Here is a 14,766-nt window from a genome sequence, read left to right as displayed (position 1 = left end):
TTTGCGCCGGAAATCTTTCAGGCCGTTGAAGTGGCCGACCCGATGCGGGCCAAACAGCTGCGCACCGGTCTCCAGCAGTTAGGGGAAGAGGGTGCCATTCAGGTGTTCCGCCCGCATGATGGCGGGGCGTTACTGCTAGGTGCAGTCGGCACGCTCCAGTTTGAGGTGGTCGCGCACCGCCTGAAACATGAGTACGGGGTTGAAGCCCGTTTGATGCCGACCAAGTATCGTCTGGCGCGTTGGGTCACGGCGGAAGATCCGGCTGAGCTGAAGCAGTTCATTGAGTTCAACTCCTACCGTATCGCTTACGACGTGGTGGAAGCCCCGACATTCCTGGCCTCCTACCAAGGTGAGTTGGTGATCCCGGAGCGCTGGAAAACCATTAAATACCATGCGCTACGTGAGCATGCGGGGCTTATGTTCCAGAGCAAGTTGGCGGGTTAATAAGCATGGGGGGGCGGGTAAAGGGTAATGCCGTAGCCTGCCACCAAAGACAAAGCCCACCGTGAAGGTGGGCTCAAGATGCAAGGTCGTTTAGAAGGCTTTGGGTAAACCAGCCTGTTTTAAAACAGCATTCGCGGTGTGGCGAGATTTGATCTTTTGATCTACAGGGAAGTGGATTCCCGTGTTGGGCGAGAACCAGATGTCGTGGTCACCTTTGCCGGGTCTGACAAAACGGCAACCTGCTTCTTTTAAAAGGCGCTTCAACTCTGGGGTGAAGCTGCTGACCATTAGTAGTGGGCGCGATGGGCGACAGAAATCTTGCGTGCAAGTAACTCGAATGGCACATCGTGACCATCCGGGTAACCATTGGCATCCAGTAACTCAGGGATCAGGGTTTCAAGCTTTGCTGAAAGCTGCTCAATGGTGTCTGCTTCTGAAACCAAACCGGGAACATCGTCCGAGGTTGCAACCCAGACGCTGGCTTCTTCATCCCATTCGGCACGAATGAAAAGAATCTTGGGCATGGAAATCTTTCTTTGGTCTTTCAAGCAATTAAGTTTACCCGAAAGAGGGCGTGGCTTGTACCAAAGACAAAGCCCACCGCAGGGGTGGGCTTTGTTGCGTTTGGGACGCGAGTTTTCGCGAAACTCGGCTTATTTAAGCTTGGTTTCCTTGTACGCCACGTGCTTGCGAGCTTTCGGGTCGTATTTGGTAATTTCCAGCTTTTCAGGCGTGGTGCGCTTGTTCTTTGTAGTGGTGTAAAAGTGACCGGTACCAGCGCTCGATTCGAGCTTGATCTTTTCACGTCCGCCTTTGGCCATGGTGTTCTCCTAGATTCGGGTGAGTGGCTTAAACTTCGCCGCGGGCGCGCAGGTCAGCGAGAACGGTCTCGATGCCCTTCTTGTCAATAAGGCGCAGGCCGGCGTTCGATACGCGCAGGCGTACGAAGCGGTTTTCAGTCTCAACCCAGAAACGGCGGTACTGCAGATTCGGCAGGAAGCGACGCTTCGTTTTGTTATTGGCGTGAGAAACGTTGTTTCCCACCATTGGGCCCTTGCCCGTTACTTGGCAAACGCGTGCCATGATTGACTCCTGTTATCCCAAACGGAAAGCCGATGATTATAAAGCCGATCCGGCTAAAAAAGCAAGCGTTCTGTCGATTTGGTTTTTTCAGAGGGTTGGGGTCAGTTTTCCATGTTCACTGAACGAATAGGGTTCGGTCATGCCGGCAACGATAAAATGGTCTAGTAGTTGGACATCCACGAGGGCGAGGGCCTGCTGCAAGGCATCGGTGAGTTGTTCATCGGCACCGGAAGGCGTGGCAATGCCACTGGGGTGGTTGTGCGCGAAAATGACACCGGCTGCGTTGTGGTGTAAAGCGCGGCGAACGATTTCGCGGGGATAGACGCTGGTTTGCGTCAGTGAGCCACGAAATAGCTCTTCGCTGGTAATTAGGCGATTGTGAGCGTCCATCCAGAGTGCGTGAAAGACTTCGTATTGGCGGTTGGCCAGGCTGAGTTTGAGATAACGGCGAACACTATCCACCGACGATAGGGACACGCCCTGGGCCATTTCTTCGCGCAGTGTGCGGCGGGCCAGCTCCAGCACGGCTATCAGCTGGGCCGATTTGGCGGGACCAAGGCCGAGTGTCTTGCCCAGTGTCGCGGGGGGTGCCGAAAGCAGCCCATAGAGGCCGCCATATTGTTCGATCAGGGCGTGTGCCAGGGCAACAGCATCCAGGCCGGGCAGACCGGTCCGTAAAAGAATAGCAACCAGTTCGCTATCGGAAAGGAACTCCGGGCCGCGCTGCAGCAGTTTTTCACGGGGTCGTTCACTGCTGGGGCGGTCTCTCAGCGTCACGAGCATCTCCGGGGAGGAACGGCCGAACTTGGCCGCCTTTCGCCTAAATATGGATAGAATAGCCCAATGCAAGTGCGCCGGTCGACGGCATTTAATAAAAAGGTTTTTGTCATGACGGTCTGTGAGCAGCCCTCCGGTGAACTTGCCGGCAAAAAAATCCTCTTGGGTGTAACGGGTGGGATTGCCGCCTATAAATGTGCCGAGCTAGTGCGCCTGTTGAAAAAGGCTGGCGCTGATGTGGTCGTTGTCATGACGGATGCGGCAACACGTTTCGTTACGCCCCTGACGTTTCAGGCGCTGTCGGGCAATCCGGTGGCGGTGGACGCCTGGGACCCTGAAAAGGGCGGCGGTATGACGCATATCGATTTGACTCGTTCGGCAGATTTCATGTTGATTGCACCGGCTTCGGCAGATTTTCTGGCGAAGATGGCGCAGGGTCGGGCGGACGACCTGCTCTCGGCACTGGTGTTAGCACGTGACTGCGATGTGGCGGTGGCTCCGGCGATGAACCGCCAGATGTGGGGAAATCCGGCAACACAGCGAAACATGACACGGTTGCGTGACGATGGTGTTGCCGTCTGGGGGCCCGGGGTGGGTGTACAAGCCTGCGGTGAAACCGGGGAAGGGCGCATGTTGGAGCCTTGCGAGTTGCTGGAAGGCGTGGTGGGTGCGCTGACCCCCAAACGCCTGGCTGGCCGCAAGATTGTGATGACGGCTGGCCCGACGTTTGAACCGATTGATCCCGTACGCGGGATCACCAACCGCTCCTCGGGCCAGATGGGCTATGCCATGGCCCGGGCCTTTGCCCAGGCGGGTGCAGAAGTTGTGCTGGTTAGTGGTCCTGTGGCCTTGCCGGTCCCTTTGGGTGTCCGTTGTGTCGATGTGCTGACGGCCGCCGAAATGCGGCAGGCCGTGATGGCCGACATTGCCGATGCCCAGGTATTTGTTGGCGTGGCGGCCGTGGCGGATTACCGCCCGGTGAACGCGGCGGAACACAAATTGAAAAAAACCGAAACAGACGACGGTGGCCGCACGATTGCACTGACCACGAACCCGGATATTCTGGCTGAGGTGGCGTCACTACCGGCGGCACCTTATTGCGTCGGGTTTGCTGCTGAGAGCCAGAATCTGGATGAGTATGCCGAAGCCAAGCGCTTGCGCAAACGGTTGCCACTGGTGATTGGTAATCTGGTGTCGGAGGGTTTGGGCACGACCGAGAATCGGGTCACCTTATATGATGATGCGGGTCGGCATTCGCTACCCATGCTGGCTAAACCGGCGCTGGCACGGGCGCTGGTTCATGCGCTGGCCGATCGCCTTGAGCATTGATGAAGGAAAGCTGATGCACCGTATGGATGTTCGAATTTTAGATGCGCGTTTACACGACAACCCACCGGCGTACGGTACGCCGGGAGCGGCCGGATTGGATCTTCGCGCCTGTCTGGATGCACCGGTCGTGATGGAACCCGGTGAGACGGTGCTGGTGCCGTCGGGTATTGCGATTCATCTGTCCGATCCGGGCCTAGCGGCCATGATTCTGCCCCGTTCCGGTCTGGGGCATAAGCATGGCATTGTGTTGGGGAATCTGGTCGGGTTAATCGACTCGGATTATCAGGGGGAGATCAAGGTGTCGCTCTGGAACCGCAGTGATACCCCGTTCGAAATTAACCCGCTGGACCGGATTGCCCAGCTGGTGGTGTTCCCGGTATTACAGGTCTCCATGAATATCGTCGAAGCGTTTACGGCCAGCACGCGTGCCGAAGGCGGTTTTGGTAGTACCGGCCAACAGTAAGCCCCTTCGGAATTTTGCTATGAAGCTTCCACAGCAGCTCAGTGCGCCATCGCGTCAGGCGACGTTGATTTTTGTCGTGGTGATGGCCGCGTATACGCTGTCCTTCTTTCAGCGTTTTGCCCCAGCCTCGATTGCGCAGGATCTGGCGCTGTCTTTCGAGACCTCCGCTGCATCGCTGGGCGTGCTGGCTGCGACGTATTTCTACGTCTATACCCTGATGCAGGTACCGACCGGTGTGCTGGTCGATACCCTGGGGCCACGTCGCATCATGCTGATCGGCGGTGTCGTCTCGTTTATCGGTAGTCTGTGGTTCGGCTTGGCAGATACCCTCTCGCATGCGCTGATTGGCAGAACGCTGGTTGGTCTGGGGGTTTCGGTGACCTTCATTGCCATGCTGAAAATTATTGCACTGAGTTTTGAAGAGCGCCGTTTCGCCTCGTTAACGGGACTTGGGGTGTTCGTCGGCAATATCGGTTCCGTGATGGCGGGGGTTCCCCTGGCCTTTGCGGCAGCCGAGATTGGCTGGCGCAATGTCTTCGTGGCTGTTGCGGTGGCATCGCTCGTATTCGGTACGTTGTCGTGGTGGATGATGCGCGGTAGCCAGGCCATGGGGGGCTGCAAAGTGGATCGCACCGTGGTGATCGGTGGCCTGCTTTCGGTGATCCGCAATCGTCTGACCTGGGCACCCGCCCTGACCAACCTGGGCATGTGTGGCAGCTATTTCACGTTTGCCGGCCTCTGGGCCATGCCGTATCTGACGCAGATACATGGTTACAGCCGCAACATCGCAGCGACACATTTATCGCTCATGTACGCGGGGTTTGCCGTGGGCTGTCTGGCACTAGGGATTTTGTCGGACCGGATACGCCAGCGGAAATCGATTCTGGTGGCCGCCAGTACGGTGTTTGTGGCGATCTGGAGCGTCTGGTGGTGGGGAGAGACGCTGGGTGCGGTCGTGACGATGCCGCTGTGCTTTCTGATGGGATTCAGTGCGTCCGGCTTCAGCCTGACCTGGGCCTGTGCCAAGGAAGTCAATCCACCGCAACTGGCCGGGATGTCCACGTCGATAGCCAATGTGGGTGGCTTTGCCGGTGCCGCCATCATGCAGCCTCTGGTGGGGTTGCTGATGGATAGTGTCTGGTCGGGGACGGTGGCTAATGGTGTGCGCGTCTACGCATTAAGCGATTTTCGGTTAGGGCTCTCCATCGTGGTCGTCCTTGCCCTATTGGGGCTGGTCTCATCACTGTTTGTGCGTGAGACCGGCTGTCGTAACCTCTGGGTAGATGCCCAGCTCAAACCTTAAATCCCCAGAACCTGCTGCTTCAGTCGTAGAACGGCATCAATGTCGCCTTGCAGTGCCGGTGTCATGACCAGACGGGCCTTGGGATCATCGTTTAAACGATTGGCGTGCTGTAGGCCACGATAGTTACGATACGCTGACTGCACTGCGTCCGCTAGGTTTGTATCAATCAGACCGTGCCCGGCAGCGCGTTTCAGCAAGGCGATGTTGCCGAGGTTTTCCGTTAAATCCGGATACGCGTAGGCATGGGCCAGAATCAGGAACTGGACGATAAATTCCACATCGATAATGCCGCCCGGGTCCTGCTTCAGATCAAAGGCATCCGGCTTGATGGTGCCATGCGCATCGAGCATTTTCTGACGCATATGGTTGACTTCCTGGCGCAGATGCACGGAGTCCCGTTGCTGGCAGAGGATGTGCTTGCGCAACGCTTCGAAACGCGATCCCAAGTCAGGGTCGCCTGCAACAAAGCGGGCGCGGGTCAGTGCCTGATGCTCCCAGACCCAGGCAGACTTTTCTTCATAGTCCCGGAAGCCATCGAGGCTAATCGCCAGCATGCCCGATTCACCATTTGGGCGTAAACGGGTGTCGATTTCGTAGACGATGCCAGAGGATGTCTGGGACGACAGCCAGGTGGTGAGGCGTTGTCCCAGGCGCATGTAGGTTTGTGCAGCATCCGGATCCGGGTCATCGAAAAGATAGACCACATCAAGGTCTGAACCGTAACCGAGTTCTTTGCCGCCCAGTTTGCCGTAGCCGATTACTGCAAAATGCGGCGTATCCGTGTGCCGTTTATTGAGTTTGTCCCAGACCAGTTTTACCGTCCGGTCGACGATGATGTCGGCCAGCTCGGAGAGAAAATCGGAAATACGTTCCAGACTGTGCAGGCCGGCCAGATCCTGAACGAGCAAGCGGAACAGTTGTGCGTGATGCATCTCCCGAAGAATATTCATTTCGGCTTCGGTGTCGCCGTGGGCTTCGGCCAGCGCGCGATCCAGTTCCTGGCGATAAGCATCAAAATCGGTAGCGTTATCGAGCAACCGCTGATCGAGCAGTTCGTCCAGCAACAAGGGATGGCGTGTCAGGAACTGGGCCCCCCAGCTTGATGCACCGACCAAATCGGCCACGCGGCTCAGGGCCTGTGGGTATTGCTGCAGGAGTGCCAGATAGGCTCCCCGCCCCGAGATCGATTCCAGAAAATCCAGTCCCCGGAGCAGTGATTGGTCGGGCGCACTGGTTTTGGCCGCCACGGCCAGCAGGCTGGCGGCGGCTGCATCAAAGCGTTCCCGGTTCGATGCGGGTAGCTGCTGGTAGCGTGCGGCCTGCGTCAGGCGTTGAATTCGTTCTAGGATGTTGGGCGCGTCGATATAACCGAGCGTTGTGAGCTGTGTCGTTGCTTCCTCTGCAGAGGCCGTGCCTTGCCAGATGGCATTGCGCGTTTCTGAACCATCACGGTCGGTTGGGTCTGAAAAAACCGCCTGGAAGTGTCGCGAGACAAGTTCCCGGTGCTGGTTCAGTGCCGCATACAGGGCATCCCAGTTGGTGTAACCCATGCTTTCGGCTAATAGAGTACGGTCCTCCGGGGATTCCGGGAGCATATGGGTCTGGGCATCATCCAGATACTGAAGCCGGTGCTCCAGGCGCCGCAGGAACACATAGGCCGAGGTGAGTGCATCCACATCTTCTGTTGCGAGCTGGCCGGTCTGTGCCAGCCTCTGGAGCACAAGAAGCGTCGGGCGGATTTGCAGCGAACTATCTCGTCCGCCCCGGATCAGCTGGAATACCTGCGCAATGAATTCGATTTCGCGAATCCCCCCGGGGCCCAGTTTGATGTGCTCCATCCGGTCTTTGCGGGTCACCTCCTGTCGGATTTGTGCATGCAGTGCCCGCATGGCGTTGATGGCACCAAAATCAAGGTATTTACGGTAGACAAAAGGTTTGGCGACGCTGGTAGTCATGGCTGGCTGGCAGGCCGGGTCATCCGCATTCATGACGCGGGCCTTGATCCAGGCGTAACGCTCCCACTCGCGACCCTGGGTGATGAAATAGTTTTCCAGAAGATCACTCGAGCAAACGAGGGGGCCGGAGTCGCCGTTCGGGCGCAGTCGCATATCGACTCGGAAGACCTGGCCGTCTGCCGTGATGTCGTTGAGGCTGGCAATCAACCGTTTGCCGAGGCGGGTGAAGAAGTCGTAGTTGTCGATGCTGCCGCTGCCGTCCTCGCGACCGGTGGTTTCTCCATCTTCCGGATAGACAAAAATGTAATCGACATCGGAAGACACATTCAGCTCCCGGCCGCCGAGCTTACCCATGCCAATGATGGCCAGGTGCAGAGGTTCGTCAGCGCTGTTGCGGGGTGCGCCATAGCGCTTGGTCAGTTCAAGATGCAGATGATCCAGCGCATAGCGCGTGGTGACATCGGCCAGGATAGTCATGGTTTCGACAATTTCTGCAAGGGCGGCGCCATCCGCGATATCACGCACGATCAGGTGTGCCATGACCCGCTGGCGCAAACCCCGCAGCGCCTGCTGGAGCGCTTCGTCACTACCGGATACTTCTGACGCGCCTAACGTCGCCGTGAGGTAGTCGAGCATGATCGATGCCGTCAAGGCTGTCTGGGCATGCCCTTCCAGCCATGATTCGATGGCTGGCCGAGCCGTTAGCAATTGCTCCAAGTAGCGACTGTGCCGTCGTGCGAAGCGCATTCGGGTAGCAAAATCGCTATCAATGACCGGCGTGGGGTGAATCCGGCCGGCTTCAGGAATGGGGGAAAGCGGGAGTGTCATGGATATCCATTCATAGTGCAGGCGACAGTCTTGATCTGACGCACTAGGTAGCTTCATATAAAATTGTGGCACTAAGCGGCTGGCTGGTCCATCATGACAACCTTTGGCCGTGTTTCAGCCTGCGTCTGTCTCTTTGGGTGGTCTCGTTGCGTCGTTTTCTGTCTCGTTCGTCCGGTTTGTTTGCTGTGCCTGTCCAAGGTATTCGAACACTGCTGTCCAGAAAATGGTTCAGGCGAACCGTGGGTGGCGCTGTCACGGTTATCCTCGGATTGTGGATTATTGCGGCCTGCATCCTGCAGTTCTGGTTGTTTCCGCACATTAACGATTATCGTGAGCGCCTGGCGACTGAAGTGGGTCGCGCCCTTGGCGTTGATGTCGAGCTTGGCACCTTATCGGCCGATTGGTCGCAGCTCCATCCCCGTTTTACGCTGGGCGATGTGGTGGTATTTGATCGCCAGCATCGTCCAGCCGTGACGTTGAGCCACATCAAGGCCGAGCTCGCCTGGTGGCCGCTCTTGACGGGATCTCTGGGTTTTCGCTCACTGTTAGTGGAAACGCCGGATCTGGATTTCCGGCGGGATGCCAATGGTGCGCTGTTCCTGTCAGGCCTACCGCTCAGTGGTGAAGGTGACTTCAATGTCGATGCGCTGCTCGAGCAGGGGACCTTGAATTTGCGCAGTGGTGAAATCCGCTGGACGGACAAAGTGCGCAACGCGCCAACGCTCGTGTTGACGGATGTGGACTTGCGGTTGCGGAGTCGTGCCGGAAAACATCGCCTGGATCTGACGGTGGCGCCCCCCGCTGTCTACGGTAAGCCGGTCAAACTCCAGGTGAACTGGTATGGCCGGAGCTTTAGCACCTGGCAGACATGGCCGATGGAGGTTGCCTTTAATACGGCAGAGATTGATCTGGCCCCCTGGGCAACCTGGCTGGATTATCCGGTACCCGTGCAGTCCGGGAAGCTCCGGGCGGATATTACGTTAGCGATGCAGGGTTCGGATCTGACGGCGCTTGATGGAGACATCGGCGTGACGCATCTGCAAGCCCTCTTGGCACCAGAACTCAAGCCGTTGATCCTGAAGCAAGTGTCTTCATCGGTTTCGTTCAAGCGTCGAGATGAAGGGCGTAATACGCAATTAACCCTGGACCAGTTTTCGATTTCGGATGCTAGAAGCCATGACGAACAGCCGGCCAGTATTTTTATTAAGCAACTGGCGCGCGATGCCCAGCGCGAAATTACTTTTCGTGCATCGCACCTGGATATTGCTCAATGGCGGCATCTGGCGGAAAGCTTACCTCTGCCCGGAGATCTGCGGCGACACTTGGCAGATGCAGCACCCGCCGGTGTGTTAGACAAGCTCAAGTTTCAGGGCGTCGTGGCGGATTCAGTACTGAGTGAGTACGAATTCCAAGGCAGCGTTCATGATCTGGCGGTACGATCTGCTGATCATAGCCACTTCGTCCAAGGGGTCTCGGCAAAATTCGATATCAACCAGAATGCTGGCAAGATCACGCTCAATACGGGAAAAAGTATCCTAGCATCCCCGAATATTCTCCCAATTAACGAAGTGCCGCTCGAACAGCTCACCGGTCAGATCAACTGGACAAAAACCGGTGACGTCCTCGCCGTCAAAGTGAAAGGTCTGCAGTTACGCAACACCGATCTGATTGCCGAGGTGAATGGTGGCTGGACGGGCAATCTTTCTGCATCGGCATCCGATGAAGATAAGGCCGGTACGGTTGATATGAAAATCGTCTTTGATGAGGCAAAGACGGAAAGTGGCTGGAAGTATATTCCTTTGAGTGCTTCACCCGATATCTCCAAATGGGTCAAAGGCGCCATTTCGGGAGGTACGATGTCAGACTTCCGTATAGAAATGTCTGGTCGTGTCTGGGATATGCCCTATGGGGCTCCGGAGCCTGGTGCCGCACCGGGGTCGAGCGAGGCGAAGGGGGCTCCGGGTAAATTCTATCTGGGCTTCAAAACCCAGGATGTCAACGTGAAGTATGCCGATGGTTATCCGGTGCTTGAGAAACTCACGGCAAGTTTTGACATGAACCAGAACCAGATCCGGGTTGCTGCTAACAAAGGGCAGATCAATGGCATGCGCTTTTCCAACATTCGGGCCACGATGGCCGATGTGAGTGCTTTCGAAAATCATCTGGTGGTATCCGGGCAGGCCGAGGGGCAGACTTCCAGTGCTGTGAGCTTTCTAAAAGACACACCTCTCGCCGATCACATTCATCATTTTGCCGATGATATGTCGGCTGACGGTCCGGGCAAGCTGGATATTACGGTTGATCTGAATCTGGCCAAGTCGTCAGATGTGCGGGTAAAGGGGCAATATAGTTTTCAGAACAATCGTTTGACCGTATTGCCCAATACCCCGCCCGTAACGGCTTTGAACGGAACAATCCAGTTCTCAGAGAGCACCATTGAGAGCCGTGATCTGCAGGGGCAGTGGTCGGGTGAGCCATTAGCAATCCGAATCAGTACGGATGCCCAGGGAGCCAGCATTCAGGCAACAGGGCGCGCGAGCATCGCCGAACTGCGTCATTACTATGACCTACCCGTGTTCGAGCAACTTTCCGGTCGGGCCAACTGGCAGGCCAGCGTTTTGATGCGTGGCGGAAATGTCGATTTGAATGTGTCTTCCGATTTGCGGGGGGTGACCTCGGCATTACCTGAGCCTTTTAACAAGGGGGCCGCCGCCACAATGCCATTGACGTTGTCACGGCAAAATCTCGCTGGCAATGGGCGCAAGCCACAGGGCTCGGTGGATCAGGTCTGGCGATGGACACTCGGAAATGCCGTGACCGGTGTGCTGGGGATGAATGTACGGGGGCAGCTGGTCCGCGGTAAAGTGATTGTCGGTTCTGGTCAGACGCTGCCTGCGCTGGATCAACCCGGATTGCATGTAGAGTCGCTAAAACCGGTAGATCTTGATTTCTGGTTACGGGCGACGGGACTCGGTGCGGGCCGCTCACGTGCAGGTGCCAGCGTGAATGCGAATGGCAATAACCGGGGGATGCCGCCGCTGGCGGTGTCTTTGAAAGCGCCGGTCGTCAAAGCATTTGGCCGTAGGTTCCAGGATTTCAGAGCATCGTTACAAACGGCGGCTGATCGGACGTCGATCCAGATGACCAGTCGCGAACTGCAGGGTGATCTGGAGTGGCTGCCTCCTGGGGTTGCTGATGCTGGCGAGCGTGGTTTGTTGCAGGGCCGGTTGAGTCGGCTGGATTTAACGGCTGCGAGCGATGCGTCGCCAGGGTCGACTGCTAGTTCCAATCAGGAGATCGATTCGTTGCCTGATTTGTCATTCAGAGTCGATGAGCTGCTTTGGCAGGGGCAGCCCTGGGGTAGACTAAGCTTCAAGGCACGCAATCAGAAAACGGCGCAGGGGCAGTCCTGGCGTGTGGATCCCTTTTTGCTGGACGGGCCGGATCTGCGGTTTAGTGGCCGCTTGAATTGGGTCTCTCGCAATCAGAGCGGTGCTCATGCGCAAAACCACCTGACATCGATGGATTTCAAGCTGAACAGTCCGCAAGTCGGGAATCTGCTAACCAAGCTGGGCTATCCGGGTACAGTGAAACGCGGCACGGCGGCGATGGAAGGGCAAGTCAGCTGGCCGGGCTCACCGTTTGGTTTTGATCCGGCGCGTTTGTCCGGCAATTTTAAAATGACGGCCAAGAATGGCCAGTTCTCCAAAATGGATCCGGGTGTCGGCCGTCTGCTGGGCTTGTTATCCCTGCAGTCCTTGCCGCAGCGTTTGACCCTGGATTTTCGTGATATTTTCAGCGACGGCCTGGCGTTTGAAGCCATTGATGGCCGCTTCGACATTCGCGATGGTTTGATGAAGACCTCGGATCTGCAAATGGATGCACCTGCGGCCAAAGTGCTGATGCGTGGTGAAACGAATCTGGCGACGCAAACACAGGATGTGGTGGTGACTGTTCGGCCTGCTTTGAGTAATAGCGTTGCGCTGGGTGTGACCGTGCTGAATCCGATTGCCGGTGCTGCCACCTTTGTGGCGCAGAAGGTTCTGGATGATCCGCTGAGCAAGGTGTTCTCGTATCAATATCACATCACCGGCACCTGGTCGGATCCGTTGGTGGACAAACAATCGATCGCCACGGATACCGTCAAGGCCGGCAAGGCCGTTGTGGATTTGCCGGGTAAAGCCGTTTCTGCTGTGGGTGATGCACTGTCGCCATCGTCATCGAATGCGGCTGCAGATCCTGCCACGTCGTCAGCTGCGGTCCGGAAGCCAGGAGGAGGTAGCCAATGACACAGCGTCTGCGGATGGCGGCGATCCAGATGGTGTCTTCGCCGCGCGTGGAAGATAACGTGGCTTCGGTTGATCGTTTGGTCCGGGGCGCAGCGGCGGACGGTGCCCGATTGATTGTACTGCCGGAATTCTTTCCGATGATCGGGGCGACGGATGAGGCACGGTTAGCGATTCGTGAAAGCGAAGAAGGCGGTCCCTTGCAGGGCATGCTGTCTGGATTGGCGCGGGAACTGGGGGTCTGGTTGATTGGCGGTTCGATTCCGATGGCGGGCGCGGACCCGCAGCGCGCTCTGAATAGCACCTTGGTTTACGCTCCGGATGGGCAGCAGATCAGCCGTTATGACAAGATGCATCTCTTCGGGTTTAAGGCGGGTGCCGAAGCTTATGATGAATCGTTGAGCATCGAGGCTGGTACGCAGCCGGTGGCTTTTCAAACATCGTTTGCCCGCATCGGGCTCTCGATCTGTTATGACCTGCGATTCCCGGAATACTTCCGGGCCTTGGGGCCGGTGGATGTGCTGGTGTTGCCGGCGGCGTTTACCGCCACAACGGGCGAGGCGCACTGGGAAGTCCTGCTGCGTGCCCGCGCGATCGAGAACCAGTGTTATGTGATTGCCAGTGCCCAGGGTGGGCGTCATGAGACAGGTCGTAAAACCTGGGGCCACAGCATGATTGTGGATCCCTGGGGCGATATTCTGAGCGTGCTGCCCAGCGGGGAAGGCTGGGTATGTGCAGACTTCAACAGACAGCGGCTTGAGACGGTCCGGCATCGCTTGCCAGCACTCAAACATCGTAGGATTCCAACATGAACACACACAATGCTTGCAACACACCGGCGGCCGCACTGACGGTTGCCGAAAACCTGCTGCTGGATAACCAGGGCCTGGCGGGACATCAGGTCGCGGCTATTCTGGGTGGCGTGATGCAATCCGGTATTGATGATGCCGATATCTATTTTCAGGCAACGCGCTCCGAAGGCTGGAGCCTCGAGGAGGGCATTGTTAAGGCTGGGAGTTTCAGCATTGACCAGGGCGTCGGTGTGCGTGCCATCAGTGGCGAGAAAACGGCGTTTGCTTACTCAGATGATGTTTCGCTGCCATCGCTTCAATCTGCCAGCAGTGCCGTTCGGGAAATCGGTGCAACGGGTAATGACCAGCGCGTTGGTCTGTCATCCGCCGGATCGTCATTGCAGTCAGCAGATTCGGCGGCCCGTTATTTGCCGCTGAATCCCATCGCATCGCTTGAGGCACCGGCCAAGGTAGCCCTATTGGAAAAACTCGAGCATCTGGCCCGCGCACTGGATCCGCGGGTGAAGCAGGTGATGGCGTCGCTCTCGGCCGAGTACGATGTGGTGATGGTGCAGCGGGCCGATGGCCAGCGCATTGCCGATATCCGGCCGCTCGTGCGCGTCGGGGTCACGGTTATTGTCGAACAGCAGGGACGGCGGGAGCAAGGTTATGCCGGTGGCGGTGGCCGCACGGATTATGCGTATTTCACCGATGAGGTCTTGCGTCGTTATGCACAGGACGCCGTCCACCAGGCAGTGGTGAATCTGGATGCTCGCCCAGCACCCGCCGGGCAAATGAGTGTGGTTCTTGGCCCGGGTTGGCCGGGTATTCTGCTACATGAGGCGATTGGCCACGGGCTGGAAGGTGACTTCAATCGCAAGGGCAGTTCGGCATTTGCCAACCGAATCGGAGAGCGTGTTGCGGCACCCGGTGTGACGGTGGTGGATGACGGTACGCTCACCGGGCGTCGAGGTTCGCTGAATGTCGATGACGAAGGGACACCGGCACAACAGACCGTGCTCATTGAGGATGGTATTCTGAAGGCCTATATTCAGGATACACATAACGCCCGTTTGATGGGGGTAAGCCCAACGGGTAATGGTCGTCGCGAGTCTTATGCGCATTTGCCGCTGCCCCGCATGACGAATACCTACATGATGGCCGGCCAGCAGGATCCTGCAGAAATTCTGGCGTCGATTGATCGCGGTATCTATGCCGTTAACTTTGGTGGTGGTCAGGTCGATATCACCAACGGCAAGTTTGTCTTTTCGATGTCCGAAGCCTACTGGGTCGAGAACGGGAAAATTCAGTATCCGATCAAAGGCGCGACATTGATCGGTAATGGCCCGGATGCCCTGACGCGTGTCAGCATGATCGGCAACGATCTGGCGCTGGATTCGGGCGTTGGTACCTGCGGCAAGGAGGGGCAGAGCGTTCCCGTGGGGGTTGGGCAGCCGACCCTGCGCATTGATGGGTTAACGGTCGGCGGTACGGGCACCGCTTGATC

The 14,766-nt window shown here is 57.2% G+C and carries 12 protein-coding genes and 1 pseudogene; 7 read left to right on the top strand and 6 right to left on the bottom strand.

The window, feature by feature from the left end:
* Positions 1 to 444: pseudogene (gene prfC / locus AC3GOJ_RS08885) on the top strand (peptide chain release factor 3); the annotation flags it as partial.
* A 90-nt stretch (positions 445 to 534) separates the two neighbouring features.
* Here prfC and AC3GOJ_RS08880 read toward each other — a convergent pair.
* The 5 genes from AC3GOJ_RS08880 to radC all read right to left on the bottom strand — a co-directional run bounded on the left by AC3GOJ_RS08880 (position 535) and on the right by radC (position 2,304).
* Positions 535 to 732: a type II toxin-antitoxin system HicA family toxin gene (locus AC3GOJ_RS08880; protein WP_488237105.1), complete on the bottom strand. Its 198-nt coding sequence runs from the start codon at positions 730 to 732 to the stop codon at positions 535 to 537.
* A complete protein-coding gene (locus tag AC3GOJ_RS08875; protein ID WP_488237104.1) occupies positions 732 to 968 on the bottom strand; it encodes a DUF1902 domain-containing protein in 237 nt (78 codons plus the stop codon). The genes AC3GOJ_RS08880 and AC3GOJ_RS08875 overlap by 1 nt, the downstream gene beginning before the upstream one ends.
* 129 nt (positions 969 to 1,097) lie before the next feature.
* Entirely contained in the window at positions 1,098 to 1,265 is a 168-nt protein-coding gene (gene rpmG / locus AC3GOJ_RS08870) for a 50S ribosomal protein L33 (RefSeq protein WP_488237103.1), read from the bottom strand.
* 28 nt (positions 1,266 to 1,293) lie between these two features.
* Positions 1,294 to 1,527: a 50S ribosomal protein L28 gene (gene rpmB, locus AC3GOJ_RS08865; protein WP_488237102.1), complete on the bottom strand. Its 234-nt coding sequence runs from the start codon at positions 1,525 to 1,527 to the stop codon at positions 1,294 to 1,296.
* Between the two features lie 87 nt (positions 1,528 to 1,614).
* The gene (gene radC, locus AC3GOJ_RS08860) at positions 1,615 to 2,304 is read right to left on the bottom strand and encodes a RadC family protein (protein ID WP_488237101.1); all 690 of its coding nucleotides are present in this window, start codon (positions 2,302 to 2,304) and stop codon (positions 1,615 to 1,617) included.
* A gap of 111 nt (positions 2,305 to 2,415) precedes the next feature.
* Here radC and coaBC point away from each other — a divergent pair, with 111 nt between their 5' ends.
* From coaBC to AC3GOJ_RS08845, 3 genes are read left to right on the top strand one after another with little or no spacing between them, the layout of a single operon-like run.
* A complete protein-coding gene (gene coaBC / locus AC3GOJ_RS08855; RefSeq protein ID WP_488237100.1) occupies positions 2,416 to 3,633 on the top strand; it encodes a bifunctional phosphopantothenoylcysteine decarboxylase/phosphopantothenate--cysteine ligase CoaBC in 1,218 nt (405 codons plus the stop codon).
* Positions 3,634 to 3,646: 13 nt separating this feature from the next.
* The gene (gene dut, locus AC3GOJ_RS08850; RefSeq protein ID WP_488237107.1) at positions 3,647 to 4,096 is read left to right on the top strand and encodes a dUTP diphosphatase; all 450 of its coding nucleotides are present in this window, start codon (positions 3,647 to 3,649) and stop codon (positions 4,094 to 4,096) included.
* 19 nt (positions 4,097 to 4,115) lie between these two features.
* Positions 4,116 to 5,399, top strand: a complete 1,284-nt coding sequence (locus tag AC3GOJ_RS08845) for an MFS transporter (RefSeq protein WP_488237099.1) — start codon at positions 4,116 to 4,118, stop codon at positions 5,397 to 5,399.
* Here the strand turns inward: AC3GOJ_RS08845 and glnE are convergent.
* A complete protein-coding gene (gene glnE, locus AC3GOJ_RS08840; protein ID WP_488237098.1) occupies positions 5,396 to 8,182 on the bottom strand; it encodes a bifunctional [glutamate--ammonia ligase]-adenylyl-L-tyrosine phosphorylase/[glutamate--ammonia-ligase] adenylyltransferase in 2,787 nt (928 codons plus the stop codon). The two genes, AC3GOJ_RS08845 and glnE, sit on opposite strands and share 4 nt — an antisense overlap.
* Before the next feature lie 65 nt (positions 8,183 to 8,247).
* Here glnE and AC3GOJ_RS08835 point away from each other — a divergent pair, with 65 nt between their 5' ends.
* Genes AC3GOJ_RS08835 through tldD form a run of 3 tightly spaced genes read left to right on the top strand, consistent with a single transcriptional unit; the run spans position 8,248 to position 14,764 of the window.
* Entirely contained in the window at positions 8,248 to 12,471 is a 4,224-nt protein-coding gene (locus AC3GOJ_RS08835) for a YhdP family protein (RefSeq protein WP_488237097.1), read from the top strand.
* Complete coding sequence (locus AC3GOJ_RS08830) at positions 12,468 to 13,280, top strand: carbon-nitrogen hydrolase family protein (protein WP_488237096.1); 813 nt, start codon at positions 12,468 to 12,470, stop codon at positions 13,278 to 13,280. The genes AC3GOJ_RS08835 and AC3GOJ_RS08830 overlap by 4 nt, the downstream gene beginning before the upstream one ends.
* The gene (gene tldD, locus AC3GOJ_RS08825; RefSeq protein ID WP_488237095.1) at positions 13,277 to 14,764 is read left to right on the top strand and encodes a metalloprotease TldD; all 1,488 of its coding nucleotides are present in this window, start codon (positions 13,277 to 13,279) and stop codon (positions 14,762 to 14,764) included. Before AC3GOJ_RS08830 ends, tldD begins: the two co-directional genes overlap by 4 nt.
* Positions 14,765 to 14,766: the final 2 nt, after the last annotated feature.

The sequence above is a fragment of the Fluviibacter sp. genome (assembly GCF_057744235.1).
The sequence above is the reverse complement of the archived record's forward strand: the minus strand, read 5'-3'. Positions and strand labels throughout refer to the sequence as shown.

Bases quoted from the DNA above. Each gene is read 5' to 3' on its own strand.
- AC3GOJ_RS08880 (WP_488237105.1), bottom strand. From the start codon at position 732: ATGGTCAGCAGCTTCACCCCAGAGTTGAAGCGCCTTTTAAAAGAAGCA.
- AC3GOJ_RS08875 (WP_488237104.1), bottom strand. From the start codon at position 968: ATGCCCAAGATTCTTTTCATTCGTGCCGAATGGGATGAAGAAGCCAGC.
- rpmG (WP_488237103.1), bottom strand. From the start codon at position 1,265: ATGGCCAAAGGCGGACGTGAAAAGATCAAGCTCGAATCGAGCGCTGGT.
- rpmB (WP_488237102.1), bottom strand. From the start codon at position 1,527: ATGGCACGCGTTTGCCAAGTAACGGGCAAGGGCCCAATGGTGGGAAAC.
- coaBC (WP_488237100.1), top strand. From the start codon at position 2,416: ATGACGGTCTGTGAGCAGCCCTCCGGTGAACTTGCCGGCAAAAAAATC.
- dut (WP_488237107.1), top strand. From the start codon at position 3,647: ATGCACCGTATGGATGTTCGAATTTTAGATGCGCGTTTACACGACAAC.
- AC3GOJ_RS08845 (WP_488237099.1), top strand. From the start codon at position 4,116: ATGAAGCTTCCACAGCAGCTCAGTGCGCCATCGCGTCAGGCGACGTTG.
- glnE (WP_488237098.1), bottom strand. From the start codon at position 8,182: ATGACACTCCCGCTTTCCCCCATTCCTGAAGCCGGCCGGATTCACCCC.
- AC3GOJ_RS08830 (WP_488237096.1), top strand. From the start codon at position 12,468: ATGACACAGCGTCTGCGGATGGCGGCGATCCAGATGGTGTCTTCGCCG.
- tldD (WP_488237095.1), top strand. From the start codon at position 13,277: ATGAACACACACAATGCTTGCAACACACCGGCGGCCGCACTGACGGTT.